At 29.2% G+C, this 18,697-nt stretch carries 19 protein-coding genes and 1 tRNA gene; 6 read left to right on the top strand and 14 right to left on the bottom strand.

Translation table 11 applies throughout. From position 1 onward, the window contains the following. The 5 genes from BM072_RS03725 to BM072_RS15550 form a co-directional block, all read right to left on the bottom strand. A tRNA-Arg gene (locus BM072_RS03725) sits at nt 1–74 on the bottom strand. Between the two features lie 85 nt (nt 75–159). Then, nucleotides 160–756, bottom strand: a complete 597-nt coding sequence (locus BM072_RS03730; RefSeq protein WP_092906685.1) for an LURP-one-related family protein — start codon at nt 754–756, stop codon at nt 160–162. 272 nt (nt 757–1,028) lie between these two features. Beyond that, the gene (locus tag BM072_RS03735) at nt 1,029–1,475 is read right to left on the bottom strand and encodes a lipocalin-like domain-containing protein (RefSeq protein WP_092906687.1); all 447 of its coding nucleotides are present in this window, start codon (nt 1,473–1,475) and stop codon (nt 1,029–1,031) included. Between the two features lie 73 nt (nt 1,476–1,548). Next, nucleotides 1,549–1,872, bottom strand: a complete 324-nt coding sequence (locus BM072_RS15545) for an HAD family hydrolase (RefSeq protein WP_338061005.1) — start codon at nt 1,870–1,872, stop codon at nt 1,549–1,551. Continuing rightward, complete coding sequence (locus tag BM072_RS15550; RefSeq protein WP_245752047.1) at nt 1,845–2,243, bottom strand: HAD family hydrolase; 399 nt, start codon at nt 2,241–2,243, stop codon at nt 1,845–1,847. The genes BM072_RS15545 and BM072_RS15550 overlap by 28 nt, the downstream gene beginning before the upstream one ends. 51 nt (nt 2,244–2,294) lie before the next feature. Between BM072_RS15550 and BM072_RS03745 the strand changes: the two genes are divergently transcribed. From BM072_RS03745 to BM072_RS03760, 4 genes are all read left to right on the top strand, one after another. Next, entirely contained in the window at nt 2,295–3,545 is a 1,251-nt protein-coding gene (locus BM072_RS03745; RefSeq protein WP_092906689.1) for a lipopolysaccharide biosynthesis protein, read from the top strand. Nucleotides 3,546–3,552: 7 nt separating this feature from the next. Continuing rightward, a complete protein-coding gene (gene asnB / locus BM072_RS03750) occupies nt 3,553–5,427 on the top strand; it encodes an asparagine synthase (glutamine-hydrolyzing) (protein WP_092906691.1) in 1,875 nt (624 codons plus the stop codon). Then, nucleotides 5,411–6,538 (top strand): glycosyltransferase, encoded by a 1,128-nt coding sequence (locus BM072_RS03755; RefSeq protein WP_092906693.1) that lies wholly within the window; start codon nt 5,411–5,413, stop codon nt 6,536–6,538. Before asnB ends, BM072_RS03755 begins: the two co-directional genes overlap by 17 nt. 113 nt (nt 6,539–6,651) lie before the next feature. After that, nucleotides 6,652–7,782 carry an MATE family efflux transporter gene (locus BM072_RS03760; protein ID WP_143080472.1) on the top strand — a complete coding sequence of 377 codons (1,131 nt, stop codon included), beginning with the start codon at nt 6,652–6,654 and terminating at the stop codon, nt 7,780–7,782. A 329-nt stretch (nt 7,783–8,111) separates the two neighbouring features. Here the strand turns inward: BM072_RS03760 and BM072_RS03765 are convergent, their stop codons facing one another. The 9 genes from BM072_RS03765 to BM072_RS03805 all read right to left on the bottom strand — a co-directional run bounded on the left by BM072_RS03765 (nt 8,112) and on the right by BM072_RS03805 (nt 16,481). After that, complete coding sequence (locus tag BM072_RS03765) at nt 8,112–8,984, bottom strand: hypothetical protein (protein ID WP_092906697.1); 873 nt, start codon at nt 8,982–8,984, stop codon at nt 8,112–8,114. After that, a complete protein-coding gene (locus BM072_RS03770; RefSeq protein ID WP_125113497.1) occupies nt 8,977–10,209 on the bottom strand; it encodes a polysaccharide deacetylase family protein in 1,233 nt (410 codons plus the stop codon). The genes BM072_RS03765 and BM072_RS03770 overlap by 8 nt, the downstream gene beginning before the upstream one ends. Nucleotides 10,210–10,246: 37 nt before the next feature. Continuing rightward, entirely contained in the window at nt 10,247–10,948 is a 702-nt protein-coding gene (radC, locus tag BM072_RS03775) for a RadC family protein (RefSeq protein WP_092906701.1), read from the bottom strand. Beyond that, nucleotides 10,926–11,387 (bottom strand): hypothetical protein, encoded by a 462-nt coding sequence (locus BM072_RS03780; RefSeq protein WP_092906703.1) that lies wholly within the window; start codon nt 11,385–11,387, stop codon nt 10,926–10,928. The genes radC and BM072_RS03780 overlap by 23 nt, the downstream gene beginning before the upstream one ends. Before the next feature lie 80 nt (nt 11,388–11,467). Beyond that, nucleotides 11,468–12,361: a DUF4886 domain-containing protein gene (locus BM072_RS03785; RefSeq protein ID WP_177190250.1), complete on the bottom strand. Its 894-nt coding sequence runs from the start codon at nt 12,359–12,361 to the stop codon at nt 11,468–11,470. Nucleotides 12,362–12,397: 36 nt separating this feature from the next. Then, nucleotides 12,398–13,492 carry an acyltransferase family protein gene (locus BM072_RS03790; protein ID WP_092906707.1) on the bottom strand — a complete coding sequence of 365 codons (1,095 nt, stop codon included), beginning with the start codon at nt 13,490–13,492 and terminating at the stop codon, nt 12,398–12,400. A gap of 79 nt (nt 13,493–13,571) precedes the next feature. After that, entirely contained in the window at nt 13,572–15,254 is a 1,683-nt protein-coding gene (locus BM072_RS03795; RefSeq protein ID WP_092906709.1) for a glutamine--tRNA ligase/YqeY domain fusion protein, read from the bottom strand. Nucleotides 15,255–15,405: 151 nt separating this feature from the next. Further along, nucleotides 15,406–15,930: a ribosome maturation factor RimM gene (gene rimM / locus BM072_RS03800; protein WP_092906711.1), complete on the bottom strand. Its 525-nt coding sequence runs from the start codon at nt 15,928–15,930 to the stop codon at nt 15,406–15,408. A gap of 23 nt (nt 15,931–15,953) precedes the next feature. Then, nucleotides 15,954–16,481 carry a 30S ribosomal protein S16 gene (locus tag BM072_RS03805; protein WP_092906712.1) on the bottom strand — a complete coding sequence of 176 codons (528 nt, stop codon included), beginning with the start codon at nt 16,479–16,481 and terminating at the stop codon, nt 15,954–15,956. A gap of 168 nt (nt 16,482–16,649) precedes the next feature. On the opposite strand from BM072_RS03805, the gene BM072_RS03810 reads away from it, so the two are divergent. Beyond that, nucleotides 16,650–18,059 (top strand): bifunctional metallophosphatase/5'-nucleotidase, encoded by a 1,410-nt coding sequence (locus BM072_RS03810; protein WP_092906714.1) that lies wholly within the window; start codon nt 16,650–16,652, stop codon nt 18,057–18,059. Beyond that, entirely contained in the window at nt 18,052–18,651 is a 600-nt protein-coding gene (locus tag BM072_RS03815) for an HD domain-containing protein (RefSeq protein ID WP_177190251.1), read from the top strand. Before BM072_RS03810 ends, BM072_RS03815 begins: the two co-directional genes overlap by 8 nt. Nucleotides 18,652–18,697 lie beyond the last annotated feature (46 nt).

Consider the following 18,697-nt stretch of genomic DNA (forward strand, 5'->3'; position numbering starts at 1 on the left):
TGACCGAGACAGGATTCAAACCTGTAACCTCCTGAGCCGTAATCAGGTGCGCTATTCAGTTGCGCCACTCGGCCATTCCTAATAATAAACTGTTGTTCTTATTTTGGACTGCAAAGATAATAACTATTTATAAATCTGCAACTATTTTTAGTAAAAATTTTAACCTCTATTTCTGTCACTAATTAACATCATCATAAAACTTAATACAAAAAGCGAATCATCTTCGGAAGAATTGAACTGATTTAGCTTAAATTTTCGTCCAAAAAACGACGGTTCTTTTGATGCTTCCATGTATTCTTTTCCGTTTAAATCGGTCAAAACATACTTTGGATTAAAAATATAACCAGAGAAAAACCCAAGTACAGGAATTTCGCCAACCATGCCGTCCATCATACGCGTAAAACCGCTTCGTTCTTTTATCGTATAAAGATGATTGTCGTTTGCATCGTAAATATGAAATGTAGCCGTCCAGAAAGATTTAAACGTTTTTCTACGCGCTTTACCAATTGTATTTCCGTTGGCATCTGCAATTGTAAAAGTTTGCTGAAAATCTATTATTTTATTTGAACGTAATTGGTACAATTCTTCTTTTTTCGAAGAATCATGATACACTTTAATTACATCGCGCCAAGAAAACATTTTTTCTCGTACATAAAATATAGGTTGATTGTTGGCATCCGAAACAGAAAAATCATTGGATAAAGTTGCAACATGAAACTTAATATCAAACGGAAATTTTAGGTTGTTAAAATTCATATCATATTGTTTTGCCAAAAATAGAATATAATTTTAATACATATCCGTTTTCCATCATAATTAATGTGTTGTCATTTTGACAAAGGAGAAATATAAAGTTTAAAGACTTGAAAAATTCTATTATCTAAGAGATTCTTCATGCCGCTTCGCTATATTCTGAATGACAAATAGTGGATTTGAATTTAAGTTTTAGAATCTGTCTTTCTTTTTAGGAATATTAATCTTCTATAAAAAGAAAATAGGTTCAAATTAATTTGAACCTATTTGTATAATTATCTTTTTAAGATTAAAAGATCAATTTCATTTTTACCATCCCCATCTAAATCCTCACCATAATCAGATTTTAAGATTAATTCGTGGTCTGTTAAACTAATTATTTCAGCTTCGTCAAAATCATTAGGAGCATATTCTATTCGGATTGTTTTTCCTGAAATTTGATATGTTCCATTTTCTCTCCAGTCAATTGTGCAAGAGCCTCCAAAATCGTCGTGACCAATAGCAGAATATTTATTGTCACTACTAAATGTGTACCCATCTTGTTTTGTGCATTCATTTGCTATATCCTCATCTTCAATATGATTGTCTTTTGAAAATTGAGTTTGATATTTAACATAATTCCAAGTTCCAACAATACTTGCATTGCTTGATGAATCATCATCATTATTACAGCTAAATAATAAAGTAAAAGCACAAAGGCTTGGTAAAATAAATTTTTTCATAAGTATATTTTTAAAGGTTATTGCGGCGAAAATAACAAAAACAATACTTATTAAAAGAATATTAAATACTTATTTATAAATAATTTCTAACTTCATCCAAATGTTTAATTGTAGGCACATTTTCCATCCCAAAATTATCATCTAAACGATCAAAGAAAATAGCAGACATTCCAAACGCATTTGCACCAACTGCATCTGCAATCCAATCATCGCCAATGTAAATAGATTCATCTTTTTTAGCTCCAGATTTTTCCATTGCCAAATTATAAATACGTGGATCTGGTTTCAGAATCGCGATTTCATCTGCATAAGTTACCGTTTCAAAATAACCGTTTAAATCCGAAGATTCAATTTTACGTTTCGAAACTTCTATAAAACCATTTGTATAATGTGTAATTTATAGTTTGGTTTCAAATAATCCAATAACTCCATTGCGCCATCTACCACTTCGTTATAATTGGTAATGGTTTCCATGTATTCGTCTTCAAAAATCTTTGCTAATTCATCATTATTGATTCCAAGATTGTCAAAAGCTTCTTTAAAACGACGTGCGCGTAATTCTTCTTTTGTAATTTTTTTGTCACGAATTAATGCCCAAAGACCTTCATTGCTTTCATGGTAATGTGGATGAAATTCGTCAAAAGTAAATCCATATCTGCTCTCTACATCATATTTTATATACAACTTTTCTAATGCAAATTTTGCATTTTTGCGGAAATCCCAAAGTGTATTATCTAGGTCGAAAAAAACGTGTTTTATTGTGTTCATAAGCGCAAAGCTAAGGATTTTATGTAAATTTGTTGATTAAGAATTCATCAATTGAAAACGAGATTAGAGAAATTTAAAACGAAGAATGCGAAAGGCGTTTTGTCTTTGTTGGCTGGTAACACAATTGCGCAAGTTATTATGGTTGCAGGCGGCTTGTTTTTAGCGAGATTGTATGGTCCTGAAGCGTCGGGAACTTACAATGTCTTTTTAAGTTTTGTGGCGATTCTTTCTATTTTGACGACTTTTCGGTTAGAAAATATTTTTGTGCTTTCGAAATCAACCAAAGCCATCCGAAATTTATTTACAACATTATTATTAGTCAGTTCTATTGCAACTATTTTATTCTTTTTGGGCTATGCAGTTGTAGAAGAAATATTTTCGTTAAAAACCTCATTATTTGTTGTTTTATTAAGTTGTATTGCGGGGTTATTTACAGCGTGGAATAACGTTCAGAATTCCTTGTTTACAAAATATAAATTATTCAAAAGTATTTCCACAGGATTTGTAATTAATGCTGTTTTTTCTGTAATATTTCAATTTGTATTTTATACAATGGGTTACAAAGAAACGGGATTGATTTATGGAACAATTTTCGGAACAGTTATCTCGTGTATTTATTATTTTTCGATTACAAAAGGACGATTTACATCCATTGATTTTGGATTAGCAAAACGAACGATTTCTAAAAATAAAGAAATCATAAAATATACTTTGCCTTCGGATTCATTAAATGTGATTGCAAATAATTTGATGACAATTATGTTGGTATTTTATTTTACCAAAGACGATGTTGGATTTTTTGGAAATGCCGCAAAAGTTTTGGTAACACCATTAACGTTATTATCAAATTCAATGTCAAAAGTTTTCTTTCAGAAATCTGTAGGCATGGTCGATCAAAAAGCGCATCAATTATACGATTTGGCTAAAAAAGTGGTTTTGTACAATGTTGGTGCAATTTCAGTCTTTTTATTGTTGATGAATTTCATCGGAATATTTATTTTAGAATGGATTCTTGGCCCAGATTGGAAAGGTTTGCACGTGATGACATGGATACTTTCTTTTTGGATTTTATGTCGCTCTGCAATGAATCCTATTCAGCAAATAGTCGTAGTAATTAAGAAAAATCACTATGCATTTTACTTCAACATCTATCTTGTTTTTATCACATTTATAACATGCGTAATTGGTGGTTTAAATAAAAACATACTTTTAACGTTATCCCTATATTCTTTCTTCGCAGGAATTGGTTATATCATTCAGCTTTATTTTGTGATGAGAGAACTGAAACGTTATAAAAGATAAAAAATAAATGTGCGGAATTTCTGGAATATTTTCGAAGAATAAATTTTATGATTCAGCAATCATCAACTCTTTAAAATCTATAAAACATCGTGGACCAAATAATACAGTTCATGCAAGTTTTATGGATGAAAAATTTCATTTATTTTCGAGCGAACTTTCAGACCAAAAAACACAACAAGAATTTCAAAATTCAACTAAAATATCATCTAATAATTGGATAGGATTTAATCGACTTTCTATTATTGATTTATCAAATAATGGCATGCAACCATTTTATGATAATTATTCAAAAACTACATTTTTATTTAATGGCGAAGTTTATAATTACAAAGAATTAAGAGAGAATTTTTTAAAAGAAATAACCTTTACATCTGATTCTGATTCGGAAGTTGTCTTTCAATTATATTTAAAATTGGGTGATGATTTTATTCATCATCTTCGCGGTATGTTTGTGATAACACTTGTTGATTATTCAAAAAATGAACTTAAAGTTTGGCGCGATCGATTTGGAATTAAGCCTTTTTATTATTTTTTAGATAAAGAAAAAATAATTTTTTCATCAGAAATGAAAGGAATTTTTGCAACAGATTTAGTCAAAAAAGAAATTGATTTTAAGCATTTAGCGTATTCATATTATCTCAATACAAGTTTTGCGCCCAATACGGTTTATGAGCAAGTGAAATCTTTAGAAGCTGCAACTAAATTAACTGTTAATTTGACTAATTTTAGTTGTAAAAAAGAAACATATTGGACATTAAATTACAATCCAGATCAACGAAAAATTAGGCAAGATGAATTTCTTAATGATGTAAAACAAGTTGTAGAATTAGCCGCTATTTCTGATGTAAAACAAGCTGTAATGTTGAGTGGCGGACTAGATTCGGGTTTGTTGGCGTATCAATTTAATCAACTTAAAGTAGAAATTGATGCGATAACAATTTATAATAATCAAGTTGAGGAACAAAATGAGTTAGAATTTGCAGAAAGTAATGCGAAGAATGCAAATCTAAATTTATTGGCTTTTGAAATTGAGAATAAAGTTAATTTACAAACGATTAAAGAATATTGTTTAGCGGAAGAAGAACCAAATTCTTCGCCAGAACCAGCTTATTTTTTAGCTAAAAAAGCTCATAAAAATAAGTATGTTGTTTTACAAAATGCATTAGGTTTAGACGAATTATTTTACGGTTATGGTTATTATTATCAAGCAAAACAATTGCAAAAAATACAACCATTTTTATTAAAGCCTTTTAAATATTTATTGAAAGGAAGTAAACGAAATAAGTACGAAGAAATAACAACATTTAGTTTAGAAACTTCTCCATTTGTGATGAGAAGTATTGCAAGCTGGGAAGAAATTAAACAACTTTTTAAAGATTACAATAGTGACAATTGGGAACATCCAATTTCAGTTTTAATGAAGCAAGTAAAACAGACAAATCCTAAGTTTGAATCGTTTCCTTTGCTAAAAAAAATATCATATTTAGACTTTTATTATTACATAAGTTCGCATCATACTTTTCATTCGGATCAACCATCAATGCAATTTGAAACCGAAATGCGTTTTCCATATTTGGATCATCAGTTTGTTCAAAAATATTTTAATTGCACCAATTTAGATAAAGGTTTAACAAAGAAAAACAATAAACCTTATTTAAGAAAAAATGTAAATAAAATTTTATCATCAGATGTTTTGTACATGCCCAAAAAAGGTTTTTCTATGCCAACAAAAAATTGGTTAAAAGATGTAAATTTAGAAAGAGATTTTTCTGATTTAGAAACTTATTTTGGGAGCGAATATAAAAATTGGATGAATAATCCAGCAAAAAAATGGTTGATGATTTCAACCGTATATTTTTTAAGAAATGAAGACAAAACGTAACATATTATTTTTAGCAAGTTGGTTTCCCTCTAAAAAAAGTTTTTTTGATGGCGATTTTGTCGAGCGTCATGCGAAAGCTGTTGCGTTAATTCATCATGTCACGGTAATTTATGTTGTTAGTTTAAATGGAATTTCTGAAATTAAAAAGGAAGAAGAGCAAATTGATAATTTAAAAATTGTTCGAATTTATTTTCCAAGTAAAAGTAAAATTCAGAATCAATGGACAAAATTTAAATTATATATCAAAGAAATTAATTCTTATCCAAGGTTTGATTTGATTCATGTAAATGTGACTTATCCAGTAGGTTTGGTTGCTTTATATTTAAAGTTAACGAAGAAAATTCCGTACGTTATTACAGAACATTGGACGGGTTTTTTGCCACAAGATCCTGCGCACATACCTTTTGTGAAATTGTTTTTGATGAAAAAAATTGTGAAAAATTCGAGTTATTTATTACCAGTTTCTGATAATTTAGGAAAAGCAATGAGTAATTTAGGATTAAAACAACAAACCAAAACAATTAGAAATGTAATTGATTTTGATATTTTTAATTCAACGAATCATATCGAAAATGAAATTCCAAAATTTCTGCATATTTCAAATTTAACGTTTCAAAAAAATTGCGATGGAATTTTAAAAGTTACTGAACGATTATGGAAAGATAATTATGTTTTTGAGTTGCATATCGGCGGAAATGGAGATTTAGAACCTTTTTATAGATATAAAAATACGTCTGATTTTGCTGATAAATTAGTTCTTTTTGGAGCTTTATCACAACAAGAAGTTGCTGTAAAAATGAATGAAGCAAATGTATTTATTTTGTTTAGTAGATTCGAGAATCAGCCATGTGTACAAATAGAATCGTTTGCGTGTGGTTTACCGGTTATAGCAACCGATGTTGGTGGAATTAGTGAAGTTTTCCCTACAGGTTTTGGACAAATTACACCTTCAGAAAACGAAGAAGAATTGTACCAATCATTAAAAAATATCTTAGAAAATAAGACACATTTTAAATCAAAAAAAGAGATTCATCTTTTTGCAAAAGAAAACTTTTCAATGCAAAAAATTGCAAATGCTTTTGATGAAATTTATAACCAAGTTTTGAAATGAAAGATTTTTATAAATTCATAAAACAGTTTCTACAAAATAATGGATTGAACGTTTTTATATCCATTTTTTTATCAAAATTCACCATGCTTATTAACACCATTTTTATCGTAAAAATGATTAATCAAGCAGAGTTTGGAAGAATTACATTGATAGCTTCTGTACTTTCTTTTTTTACGCCTTGGAACGGAATAGGATCATTGCAAATGTTTATGAAATATGGTTCTGAGTTAGAAAATGAAGTAGATAAAAATCAATTAGGGCAACATTTATTTTGGAAAGGTTTAGTTAATCAACTTATTGTTTCGGTTTTATTTGTCTGCGTTTGCTTGATTTATACAATCAAATTTGACCATTTATTCTGGATTATATTTTTCTTTACAATTAGGCTTTTTGGTTATTATTTTTTATCTCATATTATCATAGATTTTCGAATCAAAGGAAATAATAAAAAGTTTGCAGAAATTAATAATATCACAAATATCGTTGGCTTAATTATTACGTTTGCTTTGACTTATTTTTATGGTGCTTTGGGTTATGTTATTTCGCTAGCGATTGGTCCTTTTATAAGTTTTATTTACTTGAAATCGTATCATTTTCAACAATCAATTTTAGAGAAAAAATATGATTTTAAAGCAATGTGGAATTATGGACGATTAGAATCTTTTGCATATTTTGCTTCGGAACTTTTATTTGCGATTGATATTGCGATGATTGCTTATTTTATGACAGAAAATGATATTGCGTTGTATAAAGTTGCCATTTTATTGCCTTTAAATCTTATTTTTTTACCAACGATTTTAATACAAACTGATTTTCCAAAATTGGTTCAACATGCAAAAGACAAAAATTATTTAAAGTTTTATATTAAAAATTATTATCGAATTTTTATACCAATCGGTATTATTATTTTGTTTGGTAGTTTTTTTCTCAAAGATTTTATACTTCAATTATTTTTCTCAAAAGCATATATAAAAGGCGATTTTATTTTCTTTATATCTTCTTGTGCAGTCGTTTTAGCTTTATGGTTTCGGGTTTTGTATCTCAATTTATTTTCGGTGATTGGTTATGCAAAATGGAATAGTATTATTTCTGTTTTATCTATTGTTGTTTTAGTTATTTCAGATATGGTATTAATTCCAAAATACCAGTTAGAAGGAGCTGCGATAAGCTTAGCTTTTACGTATCTTTTCTCAGGTTTTTTTGCAATGCTAGTTTTCTTTAATTATTTAAAGAAACTGACTTAATCGGTTTTTCTCCAATATAATTAGTAAAATCTTTACCATTTGCATCGCCTGTATCCTAACTAGTCGTTTCTTTAATAGTTGTATTGTATTGATTGCGGACATTTATACTTGTCGAAGGCTTAAATCCGAACTTGAACAGCCTGAAGCTTCAATACCATCCATAGTCAAATAAAGATTAATTCTTTTGATTTTTTTGGATCATTTGCAAATTTTTTATCCAAATATCGTTTATCTGATTCATATATAGTTCTAAACTATTTTTCTTCTGTATTTTCAAATCATTTGTAATTTTAAAATTATTACTAATGATTTAATTCTGTTTTTTTTTATCAAAAATTTATATTAGAATAGATTGAGTAGTATTTTTTTTGAGGAGAATAGCCTTCCATAAATTTAGCAACAGCAGGTAATGTTGAACCTTCAAAGTCAAAAATAAGGTCTTTCTCAGCATTATTTTTTATAATATAATCAAGAATATAAGCAGATGTGTTATGTTTTTCTTGTTCTCTATTTCTCGCAAAAGAAAGACAGATAATTCTGTTTTTAGAAAATAACATAGCTTGCGAGCCAATTAATATTTGTTCTTTAGAAAATATATCGAATATTCTTAAAGTTCCGTTTTTTAATAGAGTTTCAAAGATTGGTTTGTACTTTTTTTCTAATTTATGAGTGTGTATGTATTCATATTTATCTTTCAATAACTGAAAATTTTGTAAGTTATTAACTTCATTTATTTCCAAACTCATTTTAGAAGTTCGTCTTAATTCTTTATTTCTTTTCGATGTATAATTCTCAGAAATTTGGATATAAGGTCTATTTAAATTTAAGATAAAATTTACTTTCTGTGTTCCTTTTGGTCTAAATAATTCAGTATTTTCTTCATTAAAAGAATATGCTCTTACTAGATTTTTGTGTAGTTTTTTTTCAAATTGTTCAAAGATTTCTTTCGAAAAATTTTGATTATGAAAAACACCTAATTGTTGACAATAAATAGGTTGAGTTATAAATTTTACACCAATTTTTTTGGTGTAAGGCAAAGGCATTATTGCTTCATAATCATTTAAAACATAACAATCCCAATTGTCATCAACCAACGTATCTAAATACCAATATTCTGCATAAATTCTGTAATTCACAGCATTATTTAGGCAGTTTGTATATTTTTCTACATCAAGTTTTTTTCGTGTTATTCGCTTAATCATTAAAAATGCTTTCGTAAACTTTTCGCCATTCTAACCATTCTTCGTTTAAGTTTGATTGATGGAATAATGTTATAAACGTTCCGTTTACGTTTTTAATTGTTTGTTTCAAGCTTTTTAATTCTTGTATGGCTTCTTTGGGTGTTAATTTTAGATAGTTTTTCAACGTAACATCCATTGCTACAAACGGATATATTGTTAACAATGTTTGTTGATTTGTAGTTAAATCAAACCATTTATAAGGAGTAGAAGTTCCTGCTCTAAAGCCAATTTTATGCGCAAATCCCATTGTGTAATCTTCTGAAATTTGGTTTATTAACAATTGTTGATAAGTGATAGGTAATTGTAATTTTATAAAATGTTGACGAGATAATTTAACATCAGAATTTGTAATTATCTGTAAACGATTTATTTCTGTTGTTAATAACGTATTATCGTTATTAGATTGATAAGAAGGATGAATTCCGATTTTTGCCCAAGTCGAAATTTCTTTGATTAATTTTTGCTGTTCTTTATTTTCCCAATTATGGTTTTTATCAAACGTAGAATAATCGCCCAATAACCAAAAGAAAATAGTTTCTATTTGATGTTTTTGGGCAAGATTTTTTAAATAATCAAATGTGTCGTAAGGATCTTTCTGTTTACGATTTAAAACATTGAATTGTTGTTTAAATTCAGCTAAATTTCCTTTGATTAATTTTTTACCTATAGAGCCAAATTTTATTTTTTGTGAATGATGCAAATATTTCCATGCATAATCTACATCATGCGTATTGATTTGCTTAAAAACACGTTGCTTGAAATTTAATTCAGGATATTTAGCTTTTATTTTTGCTTGAATTTCATAACAAATAATATCAACAATTGGTTGCGAGTAATCTAAATCCGAACCTAAAAAGCGATTGTGTTTATCAAAATTTTCTTTTGGTGAATTGTATTCTTCGTAACGAGAAAGCCAATAAAAACATTTTCCTACTTCGTGTAAAGAGTTATAATTTATAGAAGATCGAATTTCATTTTCTATTAAAATATCATCAACCTCAAGATTAATTTCTTCATCTAAAAATTGATTAGAAAAATTGATTTTTGGTAAATCTGATTGGTTAAATTCGTTAAAATCTGTAGTCGTTTTGTAGTCAATTCCAGAAAAATAACACAAAATAAAATCGAATATATAATGTATTCGATTGGTTATTTTTTCGGTGAATAATAGAATGGTTTGGCTCAAAATTTAATTTTCTATAAAGCTTAAAAGTAATATTTTTTTAGATTAATCCTTTATCTGCAAAGGAATAATATTCTTTCTGCGTCACAATAATATGATCGATTACTTGAATATCCAACAAAGTAGCACCTTCTTTTATTTTTCGAGTAATACTTTTATCTGCTTCACTAGGCGTGAGGTTACCAGAAGGATGATTGTGCGATAAGATAATTGCAGTCGCCATTAACTCCAAACTTCGTTTAAAAATAACGCGAACATCAACAGAAGTTTGTGTTATTCCACCACGAGAAATTTGTTCGGTTTTGATGATTTTATTTCCTTGATTGAGAAACATTACCCAAAATTCTTCGTTTGGTAAATCGCCAATTTGTTGTTGCATAATAATTGCAGCTTCATGACTTGATGTAATTTTTTCGCGCTCTAATGCTTCTTGCGAATTTCTTCTTCGTCCTATTTCTAGTGCTGTGATGATTGAAATTGCTTTTGCTTCGCCAACTCCTTTAAATTTTGATAAATCTTGAATTGTAAATTTGGCTAATTCGTTCCAGTTATTATTAGCAGATTTTAAGATTCGTTTTGCTAATTCTACTGCCGATTCGTCTCGGTTTCCGCTTCCCATTATGATGGCTAACAATTCGGCATCAGAAAGTGATGAACGTCCTTTTAGTGCTAATTTTTCACGTGGACGATCATCTTCATTCCAATTTTTTATGGAGCTTTTATTCTCTAAGTAATCCGTCATCATTTTTCCCTATTCGTTCAAAATGTTTGGTAAAACCATCATGAAATTCTTCGCTAATTGTTAGTTTATCGCCCAACAAATTATAACTCATTCCAGCAGATGTATTGGCGTTTATAAAAATCATATCACGTTCATTTATACTTTGTATGCTTTTACCTTTTCCAGTCGTATAGCTGTTTCTCGAAACTTCTTTACCATTAATAATCAAAATCATTTCTGTTGGCGTAAATTCTATTACCTGAACTTGTCCCATTGGCGGATCTTGTTCTTTTCCTACAATTCCTCCAGATAATTTAACCAATTTCCATCGTCCAATCAATGTTTCTTCTTGTTTTTTATTTTCTGTTGTGGTCTGTTTATCTGTTGTTCGTTTTGTGATTTTGCAACTTGCAAATAGCACAACACTTGTGAATAAGATGTAGCAGATATTTTTTTTCATTCGGTTTAGATTTTAGTTTAAAGATAATAAAAAAAGCTCGAACAAAACGTTCGAGCTTGATATCTAAAAAGATAGATTTATTATTTAATATCGGTAATTTTACTAGGCTTTAATACTGCGTAATGTGCAGCTTGTTGTATAAGCTTAATTTCAAGATCGCTTACTCCTTCCGGTTTATATTTATTTCCTATTACATTCACTTTAAATAATTTTTCAAACCAAACACATGCAGCAATATATCGACCTACTCTCAAATTTAAATGGTATCCATCTCTTGTTAAATCATTTCCTAAAGAAGTTGTTCTTGCATTTTGAATACCAGTACCTGTGGGTACAATAAAATCGATATTAAAATCTTTCTTTGATAATTCATAAGCTTCTACAATGCTTCTGTACATATAAAGTTGATTATTATTGTAATTTGCAAACCCTAGATGAGTAGAAGTTGGACTATATGCCCATGTTTGATGTAGTATTATTTTAGGATCATATCCAATGGTGTTTGTATTTATATACTTAATAAGTAGTGGCAATGGAGTAACAAACGTTGCATACATACCAGAATTTTGACTTACTTGTTGCATTGATACGTAATCCCATTTTTCATCATTTAAAGCTCTTTTTATATTATAAGAATTAATAATGTTTATTTCATTTTTTAAATTATACTTATAGTATCTATATATATGTGCATCACTTTGAGTTGATTGCAAATGAAAATCTAATGATGCTCCTCCGTAATATAAATTACCAATAACAATTTTTTTTCCAGCACTCTCAGCTAATTTACTTAAATGATTTTCTACTGCATCTTCTGAAAAGCTATTTCCAATTGCTAATACTTTTATTGTATCTTTTTGAATAGTAAAATTATTCGACGTAGCACGTGATTTTATCTCAAAATTGTCATCATTGTCATCATTGTTACATGAAAAAAATAGTGATAGAAAAATAATTAATAGAATTTTATTCATATATTTTTTATTAAATATACTAATAAAAATCATATTTTATTTAAAAGTGAAATATTTTGATGATTTTAAAAATGAAATATTTTCAGCAGTTTTAATGCCAAATAAATACCTTCCTATTTTTAAATTACTAATAATATAATATAGTATAAAACATTGACTGTATGTAAGAATATTTATAAACATAAATTCAGTATAATCATTCGAAATTAGTTTATTCATAAATAATCCATTAAAATAAACTAATGGTTGATGGATTAAATAAATTGTAAAAGAAGCATTAACAAAAAATTTTAATCTCTCTGAATTATTAATTTTAAGATTTTTAAAATAATTGTAAATGATTAAGATTAAGTAGAATGTAGTTATAAAATATATTCCTCTTAATGGTATTTTATAGATATTTTTTAAAGTTTCTAATACAGGCGAGCTAAAAATAGAATGAATAATAAGAAATGCAATAATAATAGGTAAATTGAATTTTTTATTTATGTTATAAGATTTATAATATAATACTGATCCTAAAAATGTTGGTAAAAAACTATTTATGGGATTTATTAAAAAAGTATAAACTATTTCATGAATTTCTGGAGAAGATATTTTACTTAATTCATATGATACTTTAGAAAGAGCATAAGTTAATGATGCATAAAAAAGTGAGATTATTAGTATTTTAAGAAGACTGAAAGAAGTTGTATATAGTACTACTTTTTTAATTAATTTATAAAAAAAAGAGTAGGGGATAAAAACTAATGCTAAACTAATTAAAAACCATATATGTTGGCTATTGATTTGATATGAATTTTGATTGATGTAGTATAGTTTAATTGTTATTGGAAGAATAATTAGTATTGAAAATAATAATGGAATATATATCTTCTGAACTCTATTCTTTTTAAAAAATGTAATACCTTTTTGTTCAATTAGAAAAGAAGCAAAGAATCCAGATAGAAGAAAGAATACTTCCATTCTAAAAGGATGAGTTATAGAGAATAAATCATAAATAAAATTATTGTTAGTATTTATTAAATTACTATTAGTTTCAAATAAGTAAGAAATGTGATAAATAGGTCCAATAAGCATTAAGATTGCTCTTAATAAATCTAATCCTACTAATCTTTGTGATATTTTCATTATTATTATTATTATTATGTATTAAAAAGCTCGAACAAAATGTTCGAGCCTGGTATTCAATGATATATGTTTATTTTTTTTATTTATTTGCTTTTACCCACGCATCTTTTAGGGTAACAGTTCTATTAAAAACTAATTTTTCTGAAGTTGAATCTTTGTCCAAAGCAAAATAACCAATGCGTTGAAATTGGAATTTATCTTCTACTTTCGCTTCTTTTAAAGCTGGTTCTGCAAAACCATTTTTAACCGTTAAAGAATCTTGATTTACGAATTGTAAAAAGTCTACATCTTTTTCTGCATCTGGCGATTCTACTGTAAATAAACGATCATATTCGCGTACTTCTACAGGAATATTTTCTGTTGCAGAAACCCAATGTAACGTACCTTTTACTTTACGTTTAGAAGCTTCAGTTCCGCTTCCAGATTTTGTTTCAGGATCATACGTTGCATAAATTGTCGTAATATTTCCTTCCGCATCTTTTTCTACACGTTCTGCTTTGATAAAGTATGCACCTTTCAAACGAACTTCATTTCCTATTGATAAACGAAAGAATTTTTTAGGCGCTTCTTCCATAAAATCTTCACGTTCAATATAAATTTCTTTTGTAAAAGGAACAATACGCGTACCAGCAGTTTCGTCTTCTGGATTATTTTCGATTTCTAATTCTTCAACTTGATTATCAGGATAATTTTCAATAATCACTTTTACAGGATCAATAACCGCAAAAACACGTGGTGCAATTTTGTTTAAATGATCACGAACAGAAAATTCTAATAAAGAAATATCTAACACATTATCACGTTTCGCAATACCGGCAACATTCCAAAAATTCTTGATAGATTCTGCTGTATAACCGCGACGACGCAAACCAGAAATTGTAGGCATACGCGGATCATCCCATCCGTTTACAACACCTTCTTGTACCAATTTCATTAATTTACGTTTACTTGTAATCATGTAAGATACATTACCACGCGCAAACTCACGTTGTTTTGGTTTTTGATTTTGTCCTTCTAAGGATACATTATTTACGTACCATTCGTATAAATCGCGGTGATTTTTAAATTCTAACGAACATAAAGAGTGCGAAATACCTTCTATATAATCAGATTCTCCGTGAGTCCAATCGTACATCGGATACATTTTCCATGTGTCACCAGTTCTGTGATGTGGACGCTTTAAAATACGGTACATAACAGGGTCACGCATGTTCATGTTTGGAGAAGTCATATCAATTTTTGCACGTAAAACATGTGTTCCTTCGTCAAATTCTCCTGCTTTCATGCGTTCGAAAATATCTAAACTTTCTTCGATTGCACGATTTCTGAAAGGCGAATCAATTCCTGGTTCAAAAGGAGTTTTACGTTGTTCATTAATTACTTCAGAAGATTGATCGTCAATATATGCTTTTCCTTCTTTGATTAATTGTACAGCCCAATCGTATAGCTGCTGGAAATAATCAGAAGCATAACGTTCTTCCGTCCATTCAAATCCTAACCATTTTACATCTTCGCGAATAGAATCTACGAATTCTTGCTCTTCTTTGTCAGGGTTTGTGTCGTCAAAACGTAAGTTTACAGGCGCATTATATTTCTGTCCTAAACCAAAGTTTAAGCAGATTGCTTTTGCATGCCCGATGTGTAAATAACCATTTGGTTCTGGTGGGAAACGAAAACGTAAATTTTCTTTAGGCATCCCATTGGCTAAATCATCTTCAATGATTTGCTCGATAAAATTCAATGATTTTTTTTCTTCTTCCATTTTTAATTACGATTGAGTTTGCAAAGGTACGAAATTGACACTAAAAAATATAGACCAAGTTTCGGATTTTACCATAACAATTGTGCTCTTATCTAAAAAAAATAAAAGTGAAAAAGGTATTAAAAGAAAAAATAGGTATTTAATAAGTAATTTATCCCAAATAAATTTCTAATAATCCGTCCGGAATTTGAACTAACATCGCTTTTTCTTCGCGGTTAACTTCTAAAATCCATTCGTCAATCATCGGAATAAGAATTTGTTTTCCGTTTGCATTTACTTCAAAATAAGCTTGTGCAGCAGAATCATTAACAGAATTAATTACACCAACTTCGGTATTAGATTGATCGTAAATTGTAAATCCAATAACTTCGTGATAATAAAATGCTGTTCCAGTAAGTTCTGGTAATGTTTTTAATGGTAAATAAATTTCGCGATTCACTAAACGATCTACGTCTTCGTTCTCAACATCTTCAAATTTTACCAATAATTTTGTGCCTTGATATGGCTGTGCAGTTTCAAAAAAAAATGGAACCAGTGTACCATCTTGCTCGATGAACACTGCTTCCAAAGTATTGTATAATTCTGGTTCGTCAGTATCCAAGTGAATGATTAAATTACCTTTGAAACCGTGTCTCTTAGTAACTTTACCTAAATAGTAGCAATCATTTTTTGTCATTGGATTCTTTCTGAACTTAAAAATTATTCTTCTGTAGCAACTTCTTCAGTTGCACCCTCTACTTCTGCAGCAGGAGTTTCTTCAGCTAATGCAGCAGCTTCAGCTTCTTGAGCAGCTTTTACACGTGCAGCGTTAACAGCTTTGTCAGCTTCTAATGCAGCAGCTTTAGTAGCAGCAGCGTTTGAAGTTAAACCGTCTTTTTTAGCTTGAATTTTAGCATCTTTAGCTTCTAACCAAGCAGCGTAACGTTTGTCAGCTTCTTCTTGAGTAAATGCTCCTTTAGCAACACCTCCTAATAAGTGTTTTTTCATGAAAGCACCTTTGTAAGATAATAAAGCTTTAGCCGTATCTGTAGGTTGCGCTCCTTTTAATAACCATTCAACAGAAGAATCAACATTTAATTCGATTGTTGCAGGATTAGTAATTGGGTTGTAAGTACCTAATTTTTCGATGAAACGACCATCACGTCTTGCTCTAGAGTCAGCAACTACGATGTGAAAGAATGGTTTTCCTTTACGACCATGTCTTTGTAATCTAATTTTTGTAGCCATAGTATAACTAATTAATTATGGGAACTCGTCCCGTTTTACAATTTGAGGTGCAAAGATACATTATTTTTAGTAAAAATTTAGTTTTAAATTAATTATTCAAACAAATGATGTTTGTCAAGTTTTATGACAGAATAATCTTGCGTAATTTTATCCACAAATTTATCTATCATGTTCAAGTTGTTTTTTCTACTTTCACCTTTCATTCTATTTGCTCAAAATGCTCAAATTATTTATTTTACAGACGCGCATCAATTGTATGAATTAGATGATATAGAAGACGGTAGAGGCGGAGTTGCTCGATTAAAAACTGTGGTTGATATTGCGAAAAAAGAGAACAACGAAACGTTGACAATTCATGGAGGAGATTTTGTTGGAGGCGTTTTATATGGCGGTATATACAAAGGTAATCACATGCCAATTGCGTTTAATCAAATACCTGTTGATATTTTTAATTTTGGACAACATGAGTTTGATTATGGTGTAGATCATCTGATAACTTTAATAAATCAAATAAAGGGAACATTTTTTACCTCAAATTTAGTCGATGATAAAGGAAACTCGTTTCATCAGTTACCAACTTATTTGATTAAGAAAATAAATAATCAAACCATTCTTTTTATTGGATTAACGGATCAAATGCAAACCACAAAAAAAGATTCGCGCGTACAACAATCAGATTTATTTTTGTCGGTAGAGAAAGTTTTTAAACAAGTAAAAAATCAATTATTTAATCAAATTGTGGTTATATCTCAAATGGATTTAGCGAAAAACAGAGAATTACTGAAACGTTTTCCCGCAATCAATTTAGTTTTAACCGAAGAAGTTGACGAATATAATTCGCAGATAAATTATGTTGGTAAAACTCCGATTATTGCAACTGCAGGTAACATGAGTTCTGTCGCTAAAATAAATCTTTCAAGTCATAATTTACCACAAATAGAAATAATTCCGCTCGATAAAAACACCATAAAAGATAAAGTTTTAGCTAAATTAGAAGCACAAGAAAAGAATAATGTAGAGAAAGAATTGAATCAGAAATTAGCTGTTTTAGAAGTAGATTTAGATGCTTTTCAGAGTTTAAAAACGGAATCTTTAGCAGGAAATTTTGTAACGGATGCGATGCGAGATTATTATAAAACTGATTTGGCTTTGATTGATGGAAGCGGAATTAGAAAAAATGTAGAAAAAGGTGATTTTACCTACAAATCTGCCCGAACATTATTGCCTTTCGGAAATAAAATGGTGGTGGTCGAATTAAATGGAAAAGATTTTAAAGCATTTTTAGAACAAAATATTTTGTCTGAAAAACCAAAATTAATTCAAGTTGCTGGAACTAAATTTATCATCAATAAAAAGTCAAATTCTATTGAATTTCCTCATTTAGAAAATGAAAAAAAGTATACATTAGTGTTGAATGATTACAATTTTGGAAAGCTTAAAAATTACACTAGAATTTTGATTGGTGCAGAGGATGAAAAATCAATCGAAGATTATGAAGTGTTGAAAATTTATGCAGAAAAACAGCAAATAATAAACCCGAAAATAGAGAATAGAATTACAATTATTGATTATGAATAAAGCAGAAATTCTTGCAGAAACGCAAGCGTATATAAAGAAAACATTTTTAGACGAAGGAACTGGCCACGATTATTTTCATATTGAACGTGTTGTAACCAATGCCAAAAAAATATTGGAAACAGAAAATGCTGATCCATTTTTAGTCGAATTAGCCGCTTGGACGCATGATGTAGGTGATTACAAATTGCATGATGGTGTTGATAAATCAAACGAATTGATATCCGAATTTTTACAAACGTTGCAGGTTGAGCAAGAAACGATCGATAAAGTGCTAGAAATTGTTTCGCAAGTTTCGTTTAGTAAAGGAAATACTCCGACAACTATCGAAGCGAAAATTGTGCAAGATGCAGATCGTTTGGATGCGATTGGAGCCGTTGGTATAGCGCGTTGTTTTGCGTATGGCGGAAGTGTACATAATGTGTTGTATAATCCGTATGATAACTCAAAAGACGGATCGAGTGTGCAACATTTTTACGAAAAATTGTTTAAATTGAAAGATTTAATGAATACAGAAACTGCTAAAAAAATCGCAAATAAACGTCATCAATTTATGGAGAATTTTATCGAAGAATTTTATCAAGAAGTAAAATAATTCCAATTTTTTGTAACGATTTAAAATAAGTTGCGTCTAGTTGTAT

Source organism: Algoriella xinjiangensis (assembly GCF_900115015.1).
Taxonomy (GTDB): Bacteria; Bacteroidota; Bacteroidia; order Flavobacteriales; family Weeksellaceae; genus Empedobacter; species Empedobacter xinjiangensis.